Genomic DNA, 23,084 nt, shown 5'->3' with positions numbered 1-23,084 from the left:
CAAGCATGAATACTATATTGAGCCATTCATGGCTTCTATTGCCTATAAAGCTTGCCATAACTACATCCATTTGCCGGGCGGCATGATATCATGATCGGATATTATGCAAATACACTGGATGTTTTTCGGAGGAATATCCTGAAAGATGAGTACCTCCGCATCATATCCCTTTTCTTTATCTTTTCTTACTTTCATGTTCTCATCCAGGCTCAAAGAATCCCTCCAGTATTCCGAAGCTATATGCGGTCCGTTTTTATTTATGAAATCCTTTGCTTTCTCAAAGCCTTTTATATGCTGTAAAATGAAGGGCTCAAACAAAGGGTTGGCCCTATTTTCATTGCATACCCAGCATTTCTTTATATCTGCTTGAATCTCGAGCAATGCAGTATGAGAGTGCCAATTATGGCTTTCATCAAAATACATACTTGCAAAAATAGCCTTTCTTCTTTTTACCCAGAACGGAATATTATCTGTTTTGTATTTATCAAAATAATTATGAAAATCATAATACTTATTGAGGTAAGTCAATTTGTCGTCATAGCATATGCCTTCCGCCAGTGTTTTCTTCAAATCCACGATGCTGACCACATGATAAAGAGCTCCTGTCAGGGAAAAATTCGCAAAAGCCAATATAATGCCTCCTTATAGTAGAAATTACCTTGATATTCATTACATTAGTTTTAGCCGATTGGAGAAAATTATTATGGGAGGTGTTTATCCTGATTTTTATAAATTGTACTGAAAATTGCATACATCAGAAGGATGGTATGTGTTCCTTAGAGCATGTCGGTAAAATTTCAAACACTACATCAACAGGTTGTGAATTTTATGTGGAAAAAAGCAGGAAGCCTTCTGACAAAGAAAGCGACAGACTGTAATGCTGTCGCTTTTTCGTATTTCCTGGGAAATATAAAAAAAGGAGACTGGGAGACGGAAACCACTGAAGGGGATGCGGAGAACACGCAATTTTTATATACTATACGTGGCTATACATGGATGCTATTGCTTATGTGATGATCTCATGCTTCACAGGAGCTGCCTGCATGCCCAGAGAGAGTGCCCTGCGTTGAAGCTTTCATCAATAAGCTTGAATTTATTGCTGGATTTTTTGTATTCAATCCTTTCCAGGAATACAGGAGGGGATTTTCGCGATGTATTTGTACTCTTGGGAAGGCTTATTTTTTCATCTTCCAAAATAGGGTAGCTTTGATTGACAAAGATTCCGCTCTTCAATATCATATTTTTAAAAGAATCGGATATCATTTTATCCAAATCATAGGCAGCAGCTCCGGCCGCATATTTTTTAAAGTTTTTCAGAGCTGACAGAATAGCTGCGATGTCTTTGATGGAATACTCGATCTTATTTTCTTCATTTTTTATGAATACGCCGTCTTCCAGGCTCATGCGGCTGCATAAGGCCTTAAACAGCACAATAGAGCAAGAAAGATAATTGTCAAATCCGCAAAGGTAGAAAAGCCTGCTCAAGCATGATAATGCGATAAACATAGTAAAGAAGGAGCTTATCTTTGAATCATCAGGCTTTCTCAAAATATCTCCCTTTGGAGAAACCCTTTCGCATAGCTCCTGGCCTAATATATTTATTGTCTTATAGATCAAAGCCCTGTCAATGCCGGTATATTCATAGATATTCATCAAGCTGCCGCATATCTGGCATAGAGTGCGTGATGAGGTATAGAGAGAATCCTTTGCAGCTATATGGCACAAATCCGGCAGCAGGATGGTCAGTGCATCTTTGGACCTTTGGCTCAGTTTTTTATCATGCCTGGTTTTGTACAGCAGATCCTGGGTCAAAGCGGCAGCTTCGGCAGCAAAATATTGAGGCAGTATTTCAAGACTATCTTCATCAATTTCCAGGCTGTCTTTTCCTAATGCATCCGTTTTGTGCTTCGAAACATATAAAAGGTTCTCCTTGAGCAGATTGTCATACATAAAGTTCAATTGCTCTGCTCCTGCACCAGAAAAGAAATAGGCAATATAATCTCCATTTCTTATGGTCAAAGAGCCGTCAAGTATCTTTCTGGCGCAAAGGTTCATAGATATGATAGAAAGAGCTTGGACCATGGGACTTATGGCCTTTTTCACCTTCTTGTCTTTCCATTGATATGTACTGAAATCATAAGGATTTTGAGGCTTGCCCATATATTGAGGCAAAGCTTTTCTGTATAAACCCACGTTGATGAAGACATTGATGAATTTAGACTTTTCATCTTTGTTATATTTTTTTATACCACAGCCTGAGAGAAGACAGTAGGATATGGTATTCAAATAGGCCATATGCTCCAGGTATTTCATAACTGCCTCATTATCGTAAAAACTGTCCATAATTCCACCACCTTGTTTGGTTATATTGAAATATATGCTAATGCATTGAGGTTTATGGCAATGAATTTTTTTTATTGCCCTTCCGTGAAAATTCCGTGTCTTTCCGTGTTCCCCGTACCCCATGGCCCATAAGGAATACCCCAGCTTCTGAGTTCTGAGCTCTGAACCCTGAGTTCTAAAATCAAGCAACATAATTGGCATATATTACGTCAAAATATGATTAGATGACAGTTTGCAACAAATTTGTTATCAAACTGAAATATAAAAAATAAAGGAAAAGAGCTGGAAAAGTCGAATTATTAATTGAAAGCACAGGAAAAGGAGGAGTTTGATGAAAAAAATAACAATATTTGTAACCGCATTGTGCCTTATTCTTGCACTTAATGCAGGCACTGCTTATGCAGCAGCACTTCAAAGCCAGAAGCAACCTTCCTTGTCCATGCAAGTTATGGGTAAGACTCTGAAAGATGTTGATCCGCCTATTTTGCAGGGAGGCAAGGTGTATGTTCCATTGAGGGCTGCCGGAGAAGCCCTTGGCTATAAAGTTACCTATAATGCAAGCACTAAAGTGATGGATTTAAAAAACGGCGGCAAAAGCATAAGGATTACCATTGGAAGCTTGAGCACCGTAGTAAATGATAAGAAGATTAAGATTGAAAAGGCGCCGTTTTTAAGTAATGGCAGAGCCTATGTTCCCATAGCCTATATCAAGACGGCATTTGGAGTAGAAGCCAAATATGAAAGCAGCAAAAATATAGTGACCATAGGAACGGTACAAGCTCCTGCACAGCCACCAGCCTCTGATAAGTCAAAGGGCATATACATATTAGGGAAAAAGATGGATCCAGAATTTGCTCCGATTATAAAGGACAACAAGGTTATGATTCCCTTGAGACCAATCGGAGAAGGTCTTGGCTATGATGTGGTGTGGAATATAAAAACCCAGACCATGTCCTTAAGGAAGGATGGACAAGCTATGGCCTTTGTGATAAACCAAGATAAGGCCGTGGTAAACAGCAAGGAAGTAGGCATGGATGCCAAAACAATAATGGTAAACGGCAGAGCTTATGTCCCGCTTACATTCATTGAAAAACAGATGGACTATGAAATTGCATATGATAAGGCTTCCAATAAGCTGGAGGTAAATGCGAAAAAAGCTCCGGCGGTTATTGCTAAAGTCCAGGATATAAAGTTTGATGAAAACGGAGGCTTCCCTCAGTTAGATATTATCGCAGATAATCCGGTAGAATATAAAACCTTTACAATGGAAAATCCCGACAGAATGGTTATAGACATTATGAATGCTATAGCGGATACGGAGTTTGAAACTAAGAGCATAGATAAGGAAGAGATCATCCGGGTAAGAATAGGACAGTTCAGCTCCAACCCATACATAACCAGAATAGTTGTAGATCTGAAGGATCAAAAGAAAGCCAAGATAGTGCAGACCTCTGACAAGAAAAGCGTATCCCTGGTGTATGCAAATATCATTCAGCCTGTAACAATAGCCAAAGAGGGATTCAGCGATGTAGTAACTATAAAAGGAAGCAAGGCCATAGACAGCCTTATAACAAAGCTGGAAGACCCGGAGAGAATCGTAATAGATGTTCAAGGAGCTGTATTGGAAGGAACAGAACAAAATCTTGAAGCCGGATCTTCCGTGGTTAAGACTGTCCGAACCGGCCAATATGAGGTTGGTACGGCAAGGATTGTGGTGGATGTAAACAAGAGCGCATTTTATGATGTAAAAAGCGAAGATAATGTAACAAAGATTTATATCTCTGATATGCCCTATTCCTTTATGGGGTATGATAAATATTACAATTCCTCTTTCGTATATCTGAACCCGGGAGAAGAGTCCCAATATAATGCCAGCTTTGATGAAGAAAGCAGGATACTTAAGGTAGAGATAAAGAAGGATATAGAATTTGATAAGGATGCATTTGAAATAAATGACAATCTTTTGGAATATATCAAGCTGAGCAAGGAAACTCGAGGAGGAAACATCTTTACTCAAGCCGAATTCAGGTTGAAGGATAAAGTAGAATACGAACTCATATCTCCGGAAACTACCAAACTGGTCAAGTTTAAGCTCAAATATGTGCCTAAAACAGCTCAGGATATATTGGTAGTCATCGATCCGGGCCATGGCGGAAAGGATCCGGGAGCTAAAGGCATAGATGGCGTTACCTATGAAAAGAATCTTAATTTGGAAGTAGCAAAGAGATTGGAAAAGAAGCTTAATGACCTGGGATTTAAAACTGTTATGACGAGAGTGGACGATACCTATACCACGCTGCAGCAAAGGACAGACCTGGCAAACCAGAGCTATGGGGATTTCTTCATGAGCATACATTTCAATGCTTTTGTCAGCAAGACACAAGGTATAGAAACATTGTACTATCCTAACTCAACTAACGAGGGATATGCAATAAACAATAAGGATATGGCAGGGATATTCCAGCAGGAATTGATCAAAACCTTAGGAAGGCCGTCCAGAGGAACTGTGCCAAGGCCCAATTTGTTTGTATTGAATAAGACTAAAATGCCTGCCATACTTGCAGAGCTTGGGTTTATAACAAATAAGGAAGAGCTTGCACAAATAAAGAAGGATGCGTATAAGGACAAGGCGGCAAATGCTCTTGCGGCTTCCATCGTGAGATATTATAAAGAAATTCAGAAGATAGATTTGGAGCTGGATATAGCTTCAATATATTCAGGAAATATTACAGCCCCCCAAAGTTCTGAGAGCAGCGAACAAAATACGGCGAAGAATTAAAGCTCCGGGCTCATGCCCGGAGCTTTTGTTTTATATGATTCATTCATATAAAACAGGCGATAAACAGAGCAGCACTTGCTTCTATAAGCAAGTGCTGCAAAATTTATGAATGAGGGGGAGGAATAAAGAGTATTAGCACTAATTTACCAATAATCCTTGTAATGTAATTATATACAATGTTCATGTATATTGGTATAGCATAACAGCATTTGTTACAACAAATTTACAACTTACATGGTTTTTCAACATCCGCCCCTTGAATTTGATCTAGCAGCATACGAAACAGCCTATACATATATTTTTGCTCATGAATTATATGCTCTACAAGGGTTTGCCATACTTTATCCTCCAAGCCTTCATTTTTTAACTCATCGTACAGCCTTAGCGCTTCCCTGTCAAGCCTCAAAAACTGCCAGCACAGTTCGATGGCTTTTCTTCTGGCGCCGGGGAATATATATTGTGCTGTGTTATAATTGGGCCTATAAAAATTCTTCACCCTTTTGTTCAGCTCTGCAAACTCATTATGAATATCATCTAGTCTTGATACCGTTTCCTCCATGAGATTCTTATTCGTAAGCTCTGCCACGGTCTTTAAAAATATGGGATGCTCACTTGATATTTCCGTCCACATATTCAGCTCATTGACCACACATCTTATGCCTGTGACCACTGCCAGACAATACATAATTTACCCTCCTTTAGAATATGGATTTCAATTGATGCTAATAATAAATATATGTGAGTGAAATCAACAGTATTCTTAGTCCCAATAGAGTATCAGCGGTGGTCAGACATGAGATAAAAATATTTCATAGGATGCATATAGAAATAAATAATCTGAAAATTATATATATATATGGTAGAATGATATATAGCAAAATATTTAAAAGGGGCTGAAGAATATGGGAGAAATGATTAAGGTCACATTGAATGGCCATCAAACCCGTCAATATCCCAAATCCATAAAATTATTGGAAATTGCAAAGGAAATCCAGCATAAGCTTGAATATAAGATTGTAGGGGCGATTGTTGACAATAACCTGAGAGAATTGGAATATACTCTGGAGGAAGACGCAAGTGTAGAGTTTGTGGACCTTGCTTCTTCTTATGGGAATAGATTTTATACCAGAAGCCTGGCTTTTTTGTTCATAATTGCTGCCAAAGAAGTTTTAAAGGGCTGCAAGGTTACCGTAGAGCACTCCCTCAGCAAGGGCTTATATTGTGAAATACATAATGCAGGCTCTTTAAACGGGAGCCTGGTTAAGAAAATAGAAGAAAAAATGAGAGAGATTGCACATAGGGATATACCTTTTATAAAGAAAAAGTATTCCAAAAAAGATGCAGAAAAGCTTTTTATGGAAAGAGAGCAATATGATAAATTGGAGCTTTTAGCGCACAGGAACAAAGATTCGATAAATATATACAGCTGCATGGGATATTATGATTATTTTTATGGCTATCTGGTGCCTTCTACAGGCTATCTGGACAAATTTGAGCTTTTATGCTATCCGCCGGGGATCGTGCTGCGCTTTCCCACCAGGGAGAACCCCAATGAAATACCTGAGTTTTTTGACCAGCCAAAGCTCTTCAATATTTACCGGGAATTTGAAGAGTGGGGAAAGATAATGGGAATAGGCAATATAAGCCAGCTTAATGATTATATCTTAAGAGGTGATATAAGAGAGCTTATTTGGATAGCAGAGGCTTTTCATGAAAAGAAACTGGCGGAGATTGCGGACAAAATATGCTCTTCCAAAGAAAAGAAAAAGCTGGTGCTCATATCGGGACCGTCCTCCTCAGGCAAGACCACCTTTACTCAGAGGCTGTCCATACAGCTCAGGGTAAATGGCCTCAAAACAGTAGCCATATCCATAGACGACTTTTTCAAGAACAGGGAGGATACTCCTAAGACTCCTGAAGGGGAATATGATTTTGAGACCATTGATGCCATAGATATCGACTTGTTCAATGAGCTGATCAACAGGCTTATAGCAGGTGAGGAGATTGAACTGCCTTATTTTAACTTCCATACGGGAAACAGGGAATGGAGAGGCAGGCGGCTTAAAATATCGGAAGAGCATATAATACTTGTGGAAGGCATACACGGCCTGAATCAAAAGCTTACCCGGGGTATTGATGCAAGCAAGAAGTATAAAATATATATCAGTCCTCTTACACATCTCAATGTGGATAATCACAACAGAGTGCCTACTTCCGACTTAAGGCTGATCCGAAGAATGGTGAGAGATTATCAATTCCGTTCAACAGATGCACTCACAACCATAAAAAGATGGGACTCTGTAAGAAACGGAGAGGATAAATACATTTACCCATACCAGGAGGCAGCCGATATAATGTTCAATTCATCTCTGGTGTACGAGCTCAGCGTATTAAAGAACATCGCAATGCCGCTTCTGGAGAGAATAGATAAGTCAATGGTAGAATATGTAGAAGCAAAGCGGCTGATGAAGTTTTTAGACTACTTGCTGCCTTCGGATTCCAAATGCATACCGAATAATTCCATACTTAGGGAATTTATAGGCAACAGCTGCTTTACAGTTTGAACGGAACTTAATTAAATGATATAGTTTAGCTTGCTGTACTGACTGATATAAGAGTGCAATCGTTATCAGTCAGCACAACAAATGAATCAAAAGTTAGCTTTGGAGGAGATTTTATGGATTTGGTTCATCTTGTACAGGTATATAATGACATAGAAGCGGACATAGTGGAGGGGCTTTTGAAGGACTACGGCATAGTATCAATAAAAAGGTATAAGGGCACTAAAGGATATATGAAGGTGATAATGGGCACGGCTTTGGGGGTGGATATATTTGTAAAGCCCGAAGACTACAAACAGGCTAAAGAAATATTAGAGAACATCGATATAAATGATGATGATTTAGATTATCCCGGCAATGAAGAAGAGTAAGGATGATGAGCTGATAGAATCCAGATTAAAACGGGGGGTAGAAAATGTTTGATGTGATGAGCTTTATTGCAGAGCTGGAAAAAGAATGTTCAGACTTTAAAAGAAATTTAAGCCAACTTGAAGCTGAAGAGCAAATGGAGATAATAAAATTGGCTTGTTCTCATGTATATCCTGAGGGAAGCATAGTTGAAAGATTGCCCCAACCAAAGCAAAACAAAAAGCCCTTGACCGTAAAATTCGGAATAGACCCTATGAATACCAATGTTATGATGGATCGTATGCCTCCTATTGTTCTTTTGAGCAAGCTTCAGAGGATGGGCTATAAAGTGATATTTTTAATAGGAGATTTTACAGCATTGATCGGAGATCCGTCAGACATAACAATCAATCAAAAGAAACCGAATCGAAAGAAGATCGAGGCAAATGTCAAGATGCTGAAAAAAGAACTGTCCCAATTTATTGAGCTTGGGAAAACAGATACCCTATTTAACAGTGCATGGCTTAATGAATTGAAGCTTCCGGAACTTGTGGAAATAGCAAAAGAAATAGATATAGCCCATACTTTGGATCGTGAAGACTTTAAAAATAAGCTGGATAAAAAGGAAAACATATCCTATGCTGAGATGATGTACCCTCTTATAATGGGTATAGACTCTTTGCAGGTGTCTCCCGATATGGAATTGGGAAGAGAGGACCAACTGGATAATTTGCATATGTGCAGGCGTATGATGGAAGCTAAAGGCATGGAGCCTGAAGCATTTATGACTACCTATGCCCTTCCTCAGGGTGATATCTTCTCTATAAACGAAGATCCTCTGATCATATATGAAAAGATTGCAAGGCTCGAAGAGCAGCATGTTCTCATGTGGTATAAATTATTGACGGAAATAACGCCGTCTGCTGCATCAACGCTGGAAAAAGGAATAAAGGATGGCCGGATAAATATTCAGACTGCAAAGGAGATCCTGGCAAAGATAATAGTGAACAAGCTTCATGGCAAAGAGAAAAGTGAGCTCGCTTATATAGAATATATCAAGAATTTTGTCAAAACTGCACCTACTAAAGAAATAAGGATGATATCGGGCAGTATCATGAGCATAGGGGAGTTCATAGCTGCATCGACAGAATTTACGCTTACAGAAGCCGAAAGCATAATAATGTCCGGCGGTGCAAGGGCTTTAAGCTGTGATGGCGGCTGTCTTACATATATTTTAGACAGCAATGCGGATATAAGCACCATATATTTTGATAAATTCTACATAATCATGGGGGACAAGCTTGTTCTGAGAATCAAAAAATAGATATATTAACATTTTATCAATATATTGCATTCATATATTTTACTCCCAAGCAAAAAATAAAGCTGAACAAAGCAGCTTGAAAATTTAAGGGGTGGAATATATGAAGACTTTTAAAGCCCAAGCTTTAACTGTATTTTTGATACTTTGCATTGCTGCAGCTTTCTCAGGATGTGCCATACGGAGGGTTCCGAATCCTGTCCCAGGCAATGATATCAGTCCCGGAAAAAGCTATAGCCCCGAATTAGGGACTCCGGCGACAGACGCAGACAATCTGGCAAAAGCAGTGCAAAGGATACCAGGAATAAGGAGTGCTGCTGCGGTTATCAGCGGAGATGCAGCTTATATAGGAATTAATATTGATATAAATAGCAGTATAGATAATACTTCCAAAATACAAAACATCAAAAAACAAGCAGCAGACACGGTAAGAAATACAGACCGGAACATAAAGACGGTTTATGTCAGTGCAGATGCTGATTTTATTCAAAGGGTCGGCAAAATATCCAATGACGTAAGGAATGGAAAACCAGTTGAAGGCTTTGAAGATGAGCTTAACGAAATTGTTAAAAGGATAACACCGGAAAAGCAGTAGCCTAAAAATGTAAAATTTGGGCTAAAAACGTATACAGCTAAGGTATAACAAGATGTGAAACCCTTGTTATACCTTAGCTGATCTTATACTTTTAACACCAAGAATATACAGAGTTTTTTAATTATATTGGGAAATTGCTTGATAAATAACAAACTAATGATGTATTATATAAGTGTACAAAATAATTATTAGGGGGGTGGGAGGATGAATAAAGAGGACGCTTTGATCAGCTTGCATAAGCTGAACTATGTTTATCTTGCTACGAATAAATGCGTCATAGATGATTGGGAAAAAATAGTCCAATTGGGGGGATTGACTTACCCTCAGACAAAGCTTCTCATTATTTTGAAAGAAGGCGGTCAGGCTACAATGTCTCAGATTGCCGAGAGGGGTCTATGGCATATGTCAACAGTCACCGAATTGGTCAACAGGATGGATAAGGAAGATTTGTTAAGAAAGCAGATCGACCAGATAGACAAGAGGGTGGTGAAGGTTGATATAACGGAAAAAGGTGTTGAAGTGCTGAACCATACAAAAAGGCTTTACTTCAAGAATTCTGATATATTTAAAGGATTATTGTCCATGGATAAAAAGGATTTGGATGCAGCCTTTGATGTTTTTGCAAGTATATGCAGGAACACAAAAGGAGTAGTAGGACCTTGCGGCCTTACAACTGCACTGGAGACGGCCGAGAATCCTAAATGCAACTGTCTTGAAATACTGAACAGCCTGGACTGGAGTGAATAATAATGAAGGCGAAGTCGTTAAAAAAGGGAGACACCATAGGCTTAATCGCCCCATCCAGTCCTGTCGGACGCAATAAGGCCCAAGCCTGCATAGATTGGGTCATAGCTATGGGATATAGGGTAAAATGGGGAGAATCCATATTCGGCGAAAGAGGATACCTTTCAGGCAGCGATGAGTTGAGAGCCTACGATATAAATTCTATGTTCGGCGATGAAGAAGTGAACGCTGTTTTTTGTATCAGGGGCGGTTACGGCTCCATGAGGCTTTTGGATAAGCTGGACTACGAATTGATAAGGAATAACCCTAAAATATTTATCGGCTTCAGCGACATAACTGCGCTGCATACCGCTTTTTATCAAAAAACAGATCTTATAACCTTTCACGGCCCCATGGCAGCCGGATATGCTAAAAAAAGCTTGGACAGCTTAAGCCGTGACTATATGGATAGAGCTCTGATGAAATCGGAACCATTGGGAGAGATAATAAATCCTCCGGATATCTCCATAAAAGCGTATAATGGAGGATGTGCTTCAGGTAAGTTGGTGGGAGGAAATCTATCCCTTCTTGCCGATACAATGGGTACTCCTTATGAGATAGATACAAAGGGCAAAATTCTTCTCATTGAAGAAGTGGAGGAAAGGCCCTATAAAATTGACAGAATGCTGCTGCAGCTTAAGCTGGGAGGAAAATTCAAGGATGCTGCAGGAATTGTAATCGGCGATTGGGCGGATTGCGTTCCTGAGGAGGGCAAGGAAAGCCTTGCTATAGATGAAATCATAGAAGATATCGTCGTGCCTTGCGGAAAGCCTATACTATCGGGTTACAAGATCGGTCACTGCACACCCAATATAACAGTACCTATAGGCGCCGAAGCCTGTATGGACTGCAGCGATATCTGCTTTGCCATAACCGAAGCCGCAGTATATTAATAAATAGGACTATATACCTATATGAGTGGTAATTATTGCTCATTGATGCTATAATATATTTAAAGGCTTTTAGGTTGTAGAGGTGTTCCATGGATAGCATCAGAAAAAAATTTTATATGTATATATTATTATTTATAATCATTATATGCTCCATCAGCATCTTCATCTTTGTTTATTCCATAAAAAATGTAGAAAGCATATATGAGAAAAATGTTCAGGAGAACATATACAGTTTAAAAAAAGGTTTCCTTAAGGATACGGTAAACAATGTTATCTCTCTCATTGAGCAAGTACGAGAGCAGAATATAAATCAATATGCTTTATTAGCAGATAATGCTTCAAAGGCTTTTCAAGAGTACTATAAGCTAGATCCGGAAAAATTTCCGGGTCTGGCTATTGATTATTTTAATCAAGATGATATGCGAGAGATTTTTGAAGTTATCATCATAGACAATTCACAAAATGAGATCATTTACGAACACTTGGCTTATTCTATGGACAGGTCGGTTTTGATCGAGGACAAGCTGGAGCGAATCAAATCGGAAAACCCTTTCTATTATGAGAAAACCTATGGAATATACACGGTTTTCTACGCTATACGCATGACTTTTATAGATGAACTCACGAAAAAGCATATTGCATATGTAATACATAATTCAAAATTTGAAAATGATTCTTATATATGGGTCAATGAGGTCATTGACTATAATGGCGGAGAGAACTATGCCATCAGAAGGATTCATCCCAATCTGAAGGATACCGAGGGAAGCTATTTATCTACAGAAACACGTGATATAAAAGGAAATAAGCCATATTTGACGGAACTGGAAGGTGTCAAAGAAAAGGGAGAAATTTTTTTTAAATACTATTTCAAGAGGATGAATTCCAAAGAGATATCGGAAAAGCTTACTTATTCCAAGCTATATAAAGAATATGACTGGATAATTGCCATGGGCATTCATGTTGATGATATAAAGGCTTATATAAATAAAGTGAGCAACCACAGCCAAAAAGTAATAACCGATATGTTTTTCTATATTCTGCTCATATTATTTTTAATGTTCATAAGCGGTTATCTGTGGCTCACGCGTTTGGAAAAATGGTATTATCAAAACTCCAATAAAGCCTTGAAAGAGGAGATAAACCTGGATCCTCTGATAAAGATATATAATCGGCGTGCGGCTCAGGCTAAGCTTAATGCCATATTTGACAGTTTTAAGCGCAATGGCAGCATCTACGCGATTATAATATATGATGTTGATAACTTTAAGAGCATAAATGATACCTATGGTCATGATGCAGGCGACGCAGTCCTCATCAATATTGCAAAAATAATAAACAGCAACATAAGGAGCACGGATAGCTTATACAGGTGGGGCGGAGAAGAATTTCTGCTGATCTGCGAAGGCATGAAGAAGGAACACGTCATGGACTTTGCTCAGAAGCTGCTGGAGAATATTGGGGAAGCAGAATACAGCCAAGGAGAAGAACGGTATGGCGTTACCGTTTCCATAGGCATTTCATTCTTTGAACCTTCCGATGTTGATTATAGTGCAGCAATAAAGCGCGCTGATACAGCGCTGTATAATGCAAAAAAATCAGGGAAAAACTGCGTCTGCTTATGCAAATAAGCAGGCTTTTTACAACTCCTTCAGTACCTTATCAACGGCTTCTGCCAAACCGGGCTCAAGCTTCTTTGCCTCCTCCAGCTCCTTCTTTGCTGCGCTGATATTTCCAGTATCCACATACAACAAGCCTTTCATATATCGCCCTCGCGGTGCATCCAGCTCTATTATCTGATCTGCATATTCAAAGGCTTCGGAATATTTGCTTTGGGAAGCTGATGATATTACCAATGCCCATAAGGTGCGAAGTCTGATATGATCGTCCTTAAAGTTTGCAGATAGTATTTCTTTGCCGATCTTATCAACTTCTTTATAAGATCCTTTTTGGAGCAGACCATCCAATTGTTCAACCTTTAATATGATCATATTTTGGACGTTGCTGAAGCCATAGGTTAAAGAAGCTCCGAGAACCAATAATGTCAGTATGATAAAGACGGGCCTTTTCAGCCATCTATGATGTGTCCCTCTCAGCTTGACTATCCCCGATGCAAGAAATCCTCCCAGCAGCCCTCCCAGATGAGCATAATTGTCTATGCCCTTATGGACAAAACCATATACGACATTGATAGCTATGGTGATTATTATGTTATGGCCAAAATAGCGTCTGAATAATTCCGGGTTTTCAATTCCGAAATAAAGCAGTGCGCCGAGGAGCCCGAATATGGAGCCGGATGCGCCCACGCCGGGGTTGGGGGAAAAGATGAAGCTTAATATGTTGCCGAATATTCCGGCGGCTAAATAAATAACCAGAAATTTAATATGGCCGTACAGCTTCTCTGTCACACTCCCCACCCAATACAGCGAATAGCTGTTCACCAGAAGATGGGTAAAGCTGGCATGAAGAAATATGGGAGTCAGAAAACGCCAATATTGACCCTGCATTATGCTGAGGTTTTCTTTCGCACCGAATATATAAAGCCCTTCATTGAAATCTATGCCCTTTAAAAATGAGTATGCCATGATTGCCGCCCATACTGCCCCATTTATTATTATCAAACATATGGTGAGGGTCGCCTTTGGCGGAGAATACTCAGGCATGTATCTATATTCATGCCCCCCATATTCTGACGGATTCATTTCATTGTCATTGTCCCCGTAAAAAATCATTGGATTTGTTTGTTCTCCATCGATATATTTTCCCTGCATATTTAACCTCCGGTACTATAGCTGTTTTTAATACCACTATAATAATATTATACCAATAAATGATTAATAAATTAACTCGTTGTGCTGGCTGATAAAAAAGTATTTCACTGAACTAACATTCAGTGGAGTTGAAACCCCTTATCAGCTAACACAACAGATTAAATTAATAGCAGAGCAAAAAGAATAATCAGCAAATAAAATCATATATTCATGGGACAAACTATGATATTTATAGTAAAATATACTTAGGGATAATAATTATGGATTAGAAATAAATATTGAGGAATTGTGCTATTTGCTCTGATTTTTAAAAAATTATATAAAGCAAAGTATAATGGAAGAAACAGAGTAGAAAAATAGCAAAAATGCTTGATATGCATTTACAGTATGTTATAATTAAGTGGTTAAAGTGGAATGCTGGACTTCATTCTCGCGCGGAAGCGGGAATACTGATAAAGCCGCTGAGATTACTTGATATATGAGGAGGATATTGATGAACTCTAAGTTAGAAAAATTAGAAAAAAATGTTGCTGCATTAGAAATTACTGTTTCGGCTGAAAAGCTGGAGGAAGGAATAGCAAAGGCATATATAAAAAATGTGAAGAAATTCAATTTGCCAGGTTTCAGAAAGGGAAAGGCCCCAAGAAAGCTTATTGAAAAACATTATGGCGAAGGAATATTTTACGAAGATGCCATAAATGAGGTTTGTCCGGAAGCCTATGAAGAGGCAGTAAAAGAGCATAATCTGGATCCGGTCGATAGGCCATCCATTGATATAGTTGATATCGAGAGCGGAAAAGGAATAGTATTTAAAGCAGAAGTAACGGTAAAGCCCGAAGTTCAACTGGGACAATACAAGGGAATAGAAGTAGAAAAAAAGGAGTATAATGTTACAGATGAAGATGTTTCTAAGGAATTGGAAGCTCTCAGAAACAAGAATGCAAGGATAATCGATATCACCGACAGGCCTGTGAAGATGGGAGACAATACAACAATAGACTTCAAAGGCTTTGTGGATGATAAGCAGTTTGATGGCGGCACAGCTGAAGATTACAAGCTGGAGATAGGCTCCGGCCAGTTCATACCCGGCTTTGAAGAGCAGCTTGTGGGCGCATCGATAGGCAATGAAGTTGATGTAAATGTAACCTTCCCGGAGGATTACAGGGCCGAGGAACTGGCAGGCAAGCCGGCCATTTTCAAGGTTACTGTGAAAGAAATAAAGGAAAAGGAATTACTGCCTTTAGATGACGAATTTGCTAAAGATGTAAGCGAGTTCGACACCTTGGATGAATTGAAGGAAGACATAAAGAAGAAAAAGACTGAAGAAGCAGAGCACAGGGCTTTGCATGAATTTGAAGACAATGTAATTAAAAAGGTTGTTGAAAATGCTGAAGTGGACATCCCGCAGGTAATGGTAGATAATCAAGTTGAATCAATGATAAGGGATTTTGATTACCAGCTCAGATATCAGGGATTGGATTTAGACTCATACATGAAGTATATGAACATCGGCCATGAAGAACTGCATCAATCCTATAAGGAAACAGCACTGGACAGAGTTAAGACTCAGCTTGTATTGGACGCGGTTGCAAAGGCAGAGAACATATCGGTTTCAGAGGCCGAGCTTGAAGCAGAAATTGTGAAGACAGCGGAGCAATATAAGCAGGAGCCTGAGAAGTTTAAGAAATCCTTGAGAGAAAGAGATATTGAATATATCAAAGACGGATTGGAAGTACAAAAAACCATCGACTTTTTGGTAGAAAATAGCGCAAGCAAATAATATTTAACAATAGTGAGGAGGATGTTTATGAGCTTAGTGCCTATAGTAGTAGAACAAACCAACAGAGGCGAACGATCATATGACATTTATTCGAGACTTTTGAAAGACAGGATAGTTTTCCTGGGTGATGAAGTCAATGATGTGACTGCATCCCTAATTGTTGCCCAGCTTTTATTTTTGGAAGCAGAAGATCCTGAAAAGGATATTAACCTTTATATCAACAGTCCCGGCGGGTCAATAACTGCAGGAATGGCTATTTATGATACCATGCAGTTTATCAAGCCTGATGTTTCAACCATATGCGTAGGCATGGCCGCAAGCATGGGTGCGTTTTTATTGGCTGCAGGAGCAAAGGGCAAGAGATTTGCACTGCCCAACAGCGAGATCATGATACATCAGCCCTTAGGCGGAGCCAGAGGGCAGGCTACCGATGTGATCATCCATGCTGAAAGATTGATCAGGACTAAAAAAACATTGAACAAGATATTGAGTGAGAAAACCGGTCAGCCCTTGGAGAAAGTTGAAAAAGATGTGGAGAGAGATTATTTCATGTCATCAGAGGAGGCTAAGGCTTACGGGATAATTGACGACATTCTATCAAAGAGAAAGTAAAAAGAGGTGTATGTATGGCCAAATTTGAGGATAAGAAACAGCTCAAATGCTCCTTTTGCGGTAAGAATCAGGACCAGGTAAGGCGCCTTATTGCAGGGCCGGGAGTTTATATCTGCGATGAATGCATAGAGCTTTGCCAGGAAATAATAGATGAAGAATTTGAGGACGAAGTTGATCTGGAGGTAAAGGATGTACCTAAGCCCAAGGATATAAAAGACTTTCTCGATAAATATGTCATAGGTCAGGATGATGCCAAAAAATCCATGGCTGTAGCAGTTTATAATCACTATAAGAGGATTAACTCTGATAATAAATATGATGATGTAGAGCTTCAAAAAAGCAATATAGTTCTGGTAGGGCCTACAGGCTCCGGCAAGACTCTGTTAGCTCAGACTCTGGCCAAAATGCTCAATGTACCCTTTGCCATAGCCGATGCCACATCGCTCACAGAGGCAGGCTATGTAGGCGAAGATGTAGAAAACATATTGCTCAAGCTTATTCAAAATGCAGACTATGATATTGAAAGAGCCGAAAAGGGCATAGTATATATTGATGAGATAGATAAAATTGCCAGAAAATCTGAGAATCCCTCAATCACAAGGGATGTATCCGGAGAAGGCGTGCAGCAGGCGCTTCTGAAGATATTGGAAGGAACTGTTGCCAGCGTACCGCCCCAGGGCGGAAGGAAGCACCCCCACCAGGAATTCATTCAGATAGACACAACAAATATACTATTCATATGCGGCGGAGCCTTTGACGGACTGGACAAAATAATAATGAACAGAACAGGCAAGAAATCTATGGGCTTTATTGCAGACATTCAAACCAAGGAAAACAAGGATGTGGGAGAGATACTCAAGAATGTCCTCCCGGAAGACATGTTGAAGTTTGGCTTGATACCTGAATTCGTCGGCAGGCTTCCCATTATAGTAACCTTGAGCTCTCTTGATAAGGACGCGCTGGTCAAGATATTGAAGGAGCCCAAGAATGCTCTGGTGAAACAATATGAAAAGCTGTTTGAAATGGATAATGTGGACTTGGAATTCCAGGATGAAGCTTTGGAGGAGGTTGCAAGGCTGGCATTGGAGAGGAAGACAGGAGCGCGCGGCCTTAGAGCCATACTCGAAGACATCATGCTGAATGTAATGTATGAAATACCCTCAAGGGAAGACATAGATAAATGCATAGTGTCCAAGGAGACCATATTGGAGCATAAACAGCCGGAACTGGTATATCTGGAGCCGGGTACCAAGAAATCACCTAAAAAGCCGAATAAAAGAAGCGGTAAACCGAAGAGGGAGACAGCTTCATAATATTATAAAAGAAATATAACCGATTGGGAAACCGATCGGTTTTTTGTTTTGAAATTTTTAGCAGTTTCAAATCTACAGGATAAAAAAAACCTCAGTATCCAATAATATTATTGACAGTTAATCAATTGTGATGGGAGGCAAAAACCATGTCTCAAGTTTTATTTTTTGTGCAGCTTTTCTTTCTTCTGGTGATGGGTTTATATTTTTTCAATATGCTGAAAGGGCAGCAAGGAAGCAAAGTTGTCGTTGAAAAAGAGTCAAAAAAAGAATTGGAAAAATTGCAGAAAATGAGGGAAATCAAGCTTACTAAACCTCTATCTGAATTGACCAGGCCCTCAACCTTCGAAGAAATAGTAGGACAGGGGAATGGGATCAAGTCTTTGAAGGCAGCACTGTGCAGCCCTAATCCACAGCATGTGATCATATATGGTCCTCCGGGTATCGGGAAAACGGCAGCCGCAAGGCTTGTTTTAGAGGAAGCAAAGAAAACCAAGGGCAGCCCCTTCAGACAGGACGCAAAATTTATGGAGATAGATGCTACAACCGTAAGATTTGATGAGAGGGGCATCGCCGATCCTCTTATAGGCTCTGTACATGATCCTATATATCAAGGGGCGGGAGCCATGGGTCAAGCAGGCATCCCTCAGCCCAAACCAGGAGCAGTCACGAAAGCTCATGGGGGAGTGCTCTTTATAGATGAAATAGGAGAACTCCATCCCATTCAGATGAATAAATTGCTTAAGGTTCTGGAGGACAGGAAGGTATTCTTAGAAAGCGCCTATTATAATTCAGAGGACCCTCATATACCATTTCATATACATGATATATTTCAAAACGGCCTTCCTGCAGACTTCAGGCTCATAGGGGCAACTACCAGAGGTCCCGAATCCATACCTCCGGCTCTCAGATCCAGATGCCTGGAGATATATTTTAAGGCATTGAGCCCTGATGAGATAAAGATAGTATGTGAGAATACCATCAGAAAAATATTTTTCGATATGGAAAAAGGCGTTACAGATGTCATTGCCAAGTATGCCACTAATGGCAGAGAAGCGGTTAACATTATTCAAACAGCGGTAGGCATAAACATAAACGAAGGAAGAAGCAAGGTCCTGATAAGGGACATAGAATGGGTGGTAAACAGCGGACAATACAGCCCGCGCCCCGAAAAGAAGATAAGCCAGGAGCCACAGGTGGGCTATGTGAACGGTCTGGCCGTATATGGCCCCAATATGGGAACCATACTGGAAATTGAAGCTTCATCCTCATATGCTGATAAAGGCAAAGGAAGGTTGACTATAACGGGCATAGTAGACGAGGAAGAGATAGGGTCCAATGACGGTAAAAAGGTAAAAAGGAAGAGCATGGCGAAATCCTCTGTAGAGAATGTCCTAACCGTGATAAAAAAATACCTGAATATAAATCCGGGAGATTATGATATACATCTGAACTTCCCCGGCGGCGTTCCCATAGACGGCCCTTCCGCAGGCATAGCCGTAGCGGTTGCGATTTACTCCTCCATTACAAACATGCCGGTGGATAATAATATAGCTATGACCGGTGAAATATCCATAAGGGGTAAGGTCATGCCGGTGGGCGGCGTAGTAGCCAAGGTAGAAGCTGCGAAATCCGCAGGCGGAAAAAAAGTTATCATACCGAAGGAAAACTATCAAGAGATATTGAATAATATAGGCATAGAAATAATACCTGTAGAAGATATAAAAGAGGTTATAGATATTGCATTAAACAAGACTCATCAGAGGTCAAAACATCTTACGGCACTGCCGGATACAGGCCTATTGGCTGCTAATGGTGTTGCACCTATGCAAAGCAGCTCCAATGTAACCTCGGCGCAGTAGGGAACGGAAACCACTGATTTCACTCTTCACTTTTTATTGCCGTGCTAATCAGTGGTTTCCGTCTCTTCTTTTTTCGTATAAGCTTCACATTCCGAATTTAATCATATTTAAAAAGTGGTTGCTTAATGAAGAGTATAAATATATAATATACTAGACATGGAGGAAGAAAATTATTACAATATAATCATTTACAGGAGTGATCGTTATGCCAAGCAACATGAAAAGGCTGCCTCTCCTTCCGTTAAGAGGCTTAAGCATATTTCCATATATGGTTCTTCATTTTGATGTAGGAAGAGAAAAGTCTGTAAAGGCTTTGGAAGAGGCCATGATAGATGATCAGCTCATATTCCTGGTTACCCAGATGGATGCCAATACTGATTTGCCTGAAGAAGAAGATTTCTATAAAGTAGGGACTATTTCCAAGGTAAAGCAGCTGTTAAAGCTTCCCGGGGATACTATCAGAGTATTGGTAGAAGGGATATCAAGGGCAGAAATACATTCTATCGTATCCGATGAACCGTTTTTCCTTGCCGATGTTATGGAATACAACAGTGACATAGAGGATGGAGAACCGGAAATTGAGGCATTGAAGAGAAGTGTCACAGATGCATTTGAAGAATATGTAAAGTTGAATTCAAAGATAGCGCCGGAAATACTGGTTACAATCTCTGCGGTAGATGATGCCGATCGGTTGGCGGATATAATTGCATCAAATATGACGATAAAAATAGAAGAAAAGCAGGAGATACTCGCTAAGTTTGAAGTCAAAAGCAGGCTTGAAAAGCTTTATTCCGTAATACTTAAGGAGCTGGACATCCTTGAACTGGAAAGAAAGATCAACAACAGGGTTAGAAAGCAAATAGATAAAACTCAGAAGGAATATTATTTAAGAGAGCAGTTAAAGGCTATACAAAAGGAATTGGGCGATAAGGACGGCTTTGAAGAAGAGATCGAAGAATACAGGAACAAATTAGAAAAGCTTAAGCTTCCTGAAGAGGTAATAAATAAGGTTGAAAAGGAAATAGACAGGCTTACAAAGATGGCGCCGGGTTCGCCGGAATCAGGAGTTATCAGGACTTATCTCGATTGGATATTTGACTTGCCGTGGAACAATGAGACAGATGATAATCTGGATATAAAGAATGCCAGAAATGTGCTGGATGAAGACCATTACGGCTTAAAAAAGGTGAAGGAAAGGGTATTGGAGTATCTGGCAATACGGAGGCTTTCGAACAATATGAAAGGTCCCATACTTTGCCTTGTAGGCCCTCCGGGAGTCGGAAAAACCTCCATTGCCAAATCAATAGCCCGGGCTATGGGAAGAAAATTTGTCAGAATGTCTCTCGGCGGAGTCAGAGATGAAGCAGAGATTCGGGGACATAGGAGAACCTATATTGGAGCAATACCCGGCAGGGTGATATACTATATGAAGCAAGCCGGTACCAGGAATCCCCTTTTCCTTTTGGATGAGATTGACAAGATGAGCAGTGACTTCAGAGGAGATCCATCTTCGGCACTGCTGGAGGTTCTGGATGCAGAGCAGAATAAGGATTTTAGAGACCATTATCTTGAATTGCCCTTTGACCTGTCAAAGGTGATGTTTTTGACTACTGCCAATACTACAGATACTATTCCGGAGCCTTTGCTTGACAGGATGGAAGTCATACACCTGTCCGGCTATACGGAGGAAGAGAAGCTGAACATAGCCAATAAATATCTGATACCGAAGCAGATCAAGGAGCATTCTCTGAAATTGCGAAATGTAGCCATATCTGAGGCTGCAGTCAGAGATATAATAAACAGGTACACCAGAGAATCCGGAGTAAGAAGCCTGGAAAGAGAACTGGCCAAAGTCATAAGAAAGGCTGCAACAGAAATAGTTGAAAAGAATAAGAAAACTGTGAGGGTAAATCCTGGAAATCTCAAGAAATTCCTGGGCATACCCAGATATAGATATGACGTCGCAAATATGAAAAATGAGGTAGGGGTGGTCACAGGCCTGGCTTGGACCTCCGTAGGCGGAGACACTTTATTTATCGAGGTTTCCACTATGCCCGGCACAGGCAAGCTGGAGCTTACTGGGCATCTGGGAGATGTGATGAAGGAATCTGCCAAGGCAGGGCTCAGCTACATCCGCTCCAGGGCGGACAAATTCGGGATAGATAAGGATTTCAGCAAAAATGTGGATATACATGTTCATGTGCCCGAAGGCGCAACTCCAAAGGATGGCCCGTCGGCAGGCATAACAATGACCACTGCGCTGCTCTCTGCGCTGACCGATATACCTGTCAGAAAAGACGTTGCCATGACAGGGGAGATCACCCTGAGGGGCAGGGTTCTGCCCATAGGCGGCTTGAAGGAAAAAACTCTGGCAGCCAATAGGGCCGGCATCAAAAAAATCATACTGCCCAAAGAAAATGAGAAAGATCTGGAGGAAATTCCTAATAACGTACGAAAAGCAATGGAATTCGTATTGGTTGACAGCATGGATGAAGTGCTGAAACATGCCCTATGCAGAGGTGAGGCAAATGATAATTAAGGACTGCCGATTTTTGATAAGCGCTGTTTCAAGCAGCCAATATCCTGAAGGACAACTGCCGGAGATAGCTTTCGCCGGCAGGTCCAATGTAGGAAAGTCCTCTCTTATAAACTCCCTTTTGAATAGAAAAAAGCTGGTTAAAGTAAGCTCAAATCCGGGAAAAACGAGAACCATCAATTTTTTTATGATAAACGAAGAATTGATATTTGTGGACCTTCCCGGCTACGGATATGCGGCAGTATCCAATGCAGAAAAGCTCAAATGGGGGACTATGATCGAAGAGTATCTGACCAAGAGGGATAATTTGAAATCTGTTGTGCTTTTGGTGGATATCCGCCATAAGCCTACGGCTGACGATAAGATGATGTACGACTTTATAAAGCACTATATGGAAAAGGTCATCATCGTAGCTACGAAGAGAGATAAAATCAGCAATAATGTTTTAGGGAAAAATTTAAGGACTATAAAAGAGACCTTGGGAACTGATGAAAAGGATATTTTAATATCCTATTCTTCCGAGAACCATAACGGAAGAGAAGAACTCTGGGAAGAGATAATGAGATCATTTTGAATCAGCTGAATCAGGA

At 40.2% G+C, this 23,084-nt stretch carries 19 protein-coding genes; 15 read left to right on the top strand and 4 right to left on the bottom strand.

Features of this window, described 5'->3' with window-relative positions; all coding sequences use genetic code 11:
• Positions 1–60: 60 nt before the first annotated feature.
• Positions 61–630, bottom strand: coding sequence for a DarT ssDNA thymidine ADP-ribosyltransferase family protein (locus AC4HCY_RS18345; protein WP_323432013.1), 570 nt, complete (start codon positions 628–630; stop codon positions 61–63).
• 198 nt (positions 631–828) lie between these two features.
• On the opposite strand from AC4HCY_RS18345, the gene AC4HCY_RS18340 reads away from it, so the two are divergent.
• Positions 829–1,014: a hypothetical protein gene (locus AC4HCY_RS18340; protein ID WP_323432012.1), complete on the top strand. Its 186-nt coding sequence runs from the start codon at positions 829–831 to the stop codon at positions 1,012–1,014.
• Positions 1,015–1,026: 12 nt separating this feature from the next.
• On the opposite strand, the gene AC4HCY_RS18335 is transcribed toward AC4HCY_RS18340, so the two are convergent.
• A complete protein-coding gene (locus tag AC4HCY_RS18335; protein ID WP_491094833.1) occupies positions 1,027–2,343 on the bottom strand; it encodes a hypothetical protein in 1,317 nt (438 codons plus the stop codon).
• 331 nt (positions 2,344–2,674) lie between these two features.
• On the opposite strand from AC4HCY_RS18335, the gene AC4HCY_RS18330 reads away from it, so the two are divergent.
• Positions 2,675–5,122, top strand: a complete 2,448-nt coding sequence (locus tag AC4HCY_RS18330) for an N-acetylmuramoyl-L-alanine amidase family protein (RefSeq protein ID WP_323432010.1) — start codon at positions 2,675–2,677, stop codon at positions 5,120–5,122.
• Positions 5,123–5,345: 223 nt separating this feature from the next.
• Here the strand turns inward: AC4HCY_RS18330 and AC4HCY_RS18325 are convergent, their stop codons facing one another.
• Positions 5,346–5,807 carry a DUF2935 domain-containing protein gene (locus AC4HCY_RS18325; protein ID WP_323432009.1) on the bottom strand — a complete coding sequence of 154 codons (462 nt, stop codon included), beginning with the start codon at positions 5,805–5,807 and terminating at the stop codon, positions 5,346–5,348.
• Between the two features lie 217 nt (positions 5,808–6,024).
• On the opposite strand from AC4HCY_RS18325, the gene AC4HCY_RS18320 reads away from it, so the two are divergent.
• The 7 genes from AC4HCY_RS18320 to AC4HCY_RS18290 all read left to right on the top strand — a co-directional run bounded on the left by AC4HCY_RS18320 (position 6,025) and on the right by AC4HCY_RS18290 (position 13,254).
• Positions 6,025–7,686, top strand: a complete 1,662-nt coding sequence (locus tag AC4HCY_RS18320) for a nucleoside kinase (protein WP_323432008.1) — start codon at positions 6,025–6,027, stop codon at positions 7,684–7,686.
• Between the two features lie 113 nt (positions 7,687–7,799).
• Positions 7,800–8,054, top strand: a complete 255-nt coding sequence (locus AC4HCY_RS18315) for a putative signal transducing protein (RefSeq protein ID WP_323432007.1) — start codon at positions 7,800–7,802, stop codon at positions 8,052–8,054.
• Positions 8,055–8,098: 44 nt separating this feature from the next.
• Positions 8,099–9,355, top strand: coding sequence for a tyrosine--tRNA ligase (gene tyrS / locus AC4HCY_RS18310; RefSeq protein ID WP_323432006.1), 1,257 nt, complete (start codon positions 8,099–8,101; stop codon positions 9,353–9,355).
• A 100-nt stretch (positions 9,356–9,455) separates the two neighbouring features.
• On the top strand, positions 9,456–9,947 hold the full coding sequence (locus tag AC4HCY_RS18305; protein WP_323432005.1) for a YhcN/YlaJ family sporulation lipoprotein: 492 nt from the start codon (positions 9,456–9,458) through the stop codon (positions 9,945–9,947).
• A 204-nt stretch (positions 9,948–10,151) separates the two neighbouring features.
• Positions 10,152–10,694 carry a MarR family winged helix-turn-helix transcriptional regulator gene (locus AC4HCY_RS18300; protein WP_323432004.1) on the top strand — a complete coding sequence of 181 codons (543 nt, stop codon included), beginning with the start codon at positions 10,152–10,154 and terminating at the stop codon, positions 10,692–10,694.
• 2 nt (positions 10,695–10,696) lie between these two features.
• Complete coding sequence (locus AC4HCY_RS18295) at positions 10,697–11,623, top strand: S66 peptidase family protein (RefSeq protein WP_323432003.1); 927 nt, start codon at positions 10,697–10,699, stop codon at positions 11,621–11,623.
• A gap of 89 nt (positions 11,624–11,712) precedes the next feature.
• Positions 11,713–13,254 (top strand): diguanylate cyclase, encoded by a 1,542-nt coding sequence (locus AC4HCY_RS18290; RefSeq protein WP_491094832.1) that lies wholly within the window; start codon positions 11,713–11,715, stop codon positions 13,252–13,254.
• Between the two features lie 9 nt (positions 13,255–13,263).
• Here AC4HCY_RS18290 and AC4HCY_RS18285 read toward each other — a convergent pair whose 3' ends face one another.
• Positions 13,264–14,394 (bottom strand): rhomboid family intramembrane serine protease, encoded by a 1,131-nt coding sequence (locus AC4HCY_RS18285; protein WP_491094831.1) that lies wholly within the window; start codon positions 14,392–14,394, stop codon positions 13,264–13,266.
• 493 nt (positions 14,395–14,887) lie between these two features.
• On the opposite strand from AC4HCY_RS18285, the gene tig reads away from it, so the two are divergent.
• From tig to yihA, 6 genes are all read left to right on the top strand, one after another.
• Complete coding sequence (gene tig, locus AC4HCY_RS18280; protein ID WP_491094830.1) at positions 14,888–16,174, top strand: trigger factor; 1,287 nt, start codon at positions 14,888–14,890, stop codon at positions 16,172–16,174.
• A 27-nt stretch (positions 16,175–16,201) separates the two neighbouring features.
• Positions 16,202–16,786, top strand: coding sequence for an ATP-dependent Clp endopeptidase proteolytic subunit ClpP (gene clpP, locus AC4HCY_RS18275; RefSeq protein WP_491094829.1), 585 nt, complete (start codon positions 16,202–16,204; stop codon positions 16,784–16,786).
• 14 nt (positions 16,787–16,800) lie between these two features.
• Complete coding sequence (gene clpX, locus AC4HCY_RS18270) at positions 16,801–18,099, top strand: ATP-dependent protease ATP-binding subunit ClpX (RefSeq protein WP_323431998.1); 1,299 nt, start codon at positions 16,801–16,803, stop codon at positions 18,097–18,099.
• Positions 18,100–18,245: 146 nt separating this feature from the next.
• On the top strand, positions 18,246–19,958 hold the full coding sequence (gene lonB / locus AC4HCY_RS18265; RefSeq protein WP_323431997.1) for an ATP-dependent protease LonB: 1,713 nt from the start codon (positions 18,246–18,248) through the stop codon (positions 19,956–19,958).
• A 205-nt stretch (positions 19,959–20,163) separates the two neighbouring features.
• On the top strand, positions 20,164–22,497 hold the full coding sequence (gene lon / locus AC4HCY_RS18260) for an endopeptidase La (RefSeq protein WP_491094828.1): 2,334 nt from the start codon (positions 20,164–20,166) through the stop codon (positions 22,495–22,497).
• Positions 22,487–23,068, top strand: a complete 582-nt coding sequence (gene yihA / locus AC4HCY_RS18255) for a ribosome biogenesis GTP-binding protein YihA/YsxC (protein ID WP_323431995.1) — start codon at positions 22,487–22,489, stop codon at positions 23,066–23,068. The genes lon and yihA overlap by 11 nt, the downstream gene beginning before the upstream one ends.
• Positions 23,069–23,084: the final 16 nt, after the last annotated feature.

This window comes from Lutispora sp. QWL-02, from assembly GCF_058315355.1.
Note: the sequence above shows the minus strand (reverse complement) of the source record. Positions and strands in the feature narration are given on the sequence as shown.

Excerpts from the sequence above, each read along its gene's own strand:
- AC4HCY_RS18340 (WP_323432012.1), top strand. The coding sequence starts at position 829 with ATGTGGAAAAAAGCAGGAAGCCTTCTGACAAAGAAAGCGACAGACTGT.
- AC4HCY_RS18335 (WP_491094833.1), bottom strand. The coding sequence starts at position 2,343 with ATGGACAGTTTTTACGATAATGAGGCAGTTATGAAATACCTGGAGCAT.
- AC4HCY_RS18330 (WP_323432010.1), top strand. The coding sequence starts at position 2,675 with ATGAAAAAAATAACAATATTTGTAACCGCATTGTGCCTTATTCTTGCA.
- AC4HCY_RS18325 (WP_323432009.1), bottom strand. The coding sequence starts at position 5,807 with ATGTATTGTCTGGCAGTGGTCACAGGCATAAGATGTGTGGTCAATGAG.
- AC4HCY_RS18320 (WP_323432008.1), top strand. The coding sequence starts at position 6,025 with ATGGGAGAAATGATTAAGGTCACATTGAATGGCCATCAAACCCGTCAA.
- AC4HCY_RS18315 (WP_323432007.1), top strand. The coding sequence starts at position 7,800 with ATGGATTTGGTTCATCTTGTACAGGTATATAATGACATAGAAGCGGAC.
- tyrS (WP_323432006.1), top strand. The coding sequence starts at position 8,099 with ATGTTTGATGTGATGAGCTTTATTGCAGAGCTGGAAAAAGAATGTTCA.
- AC4HCY_RS18305 (WP_323432005.1), top strand. The coding sequence starts at position 9,456 with ATGAAGACTTTTAAAGCCCAAGCTTTAACTGTATTTTTGATACTTTGC.
- AC4HCY_RS18300 (WP_323432004.1), top strand. The coding sequence starts at position 10,152 with ATGAATAAAGAGGACGCTTTGATCAGCTTGCATAAGCTGAACTATGTT.
- AC4HCY_RS18295 (WP_323432003.1), top strand. The coding sequence starts at position 10,697 with ATGAAGGCGAAGTCGTTAAAAAAGGGAGACACCATAGGCTTAATCGCC.
- AC4HCY_RS18290 (WP_491094832.1), top strand. The coding sequence starts at position 11,713 with ATGGATAGCATCAGAAAAAAATTTTATATGTATATATTATTATTTATA.
- AC4HCY_RS18285 (WP_491094831.1), bottom strand. The coding sequence starts at position 14,394 with ATGCAGGGAAAATATATCGATGGAGAACAAACAAATCCAATGATTTTT.
- tig (WP_491094830.1), top strand. The coding sequence starts at position 14,888 with ATGAACTCTAAGTTAGAAAAATTAGAAAAAAATGTTGCTGCATTAGAA.
- clpP (WP_491094829.1), top strand. The coding sequence starts at position 16,202 with ATGAGCTTAGTGCCTATAGTAGTAGAACAAACCAACAGAGGCGAACGA.
- clpX (WP_323431998.1), top strand. The coding sequence starts at position 16,801 with ATGGCCAAATTTGAGGATAAGAAACAGCTCAAATGCTCCTTTTGCGGT.
- lonB (WP_323431997.1), top strand. The coding sequence starts at position 18,246 with ATGTCTCAAGTTTTATTTTTTGTGCAGCTTTTCTTTCTTCTGGTGATG.
- lon (WP_491094828.1), top strand. The coding sequence starts at position 20,164 with ATGCCAAGCAACATGAAAAGGCTGCCTCTCCTTCCGTTAAGAGGCTTA.
- yihA (WP_323431995.1), top strand. The coding sequence starts at position 22,487 with ATGATAATTAAGGACTGCCGATTTTTGATAAGCGCTGTTTCAAGCAGC.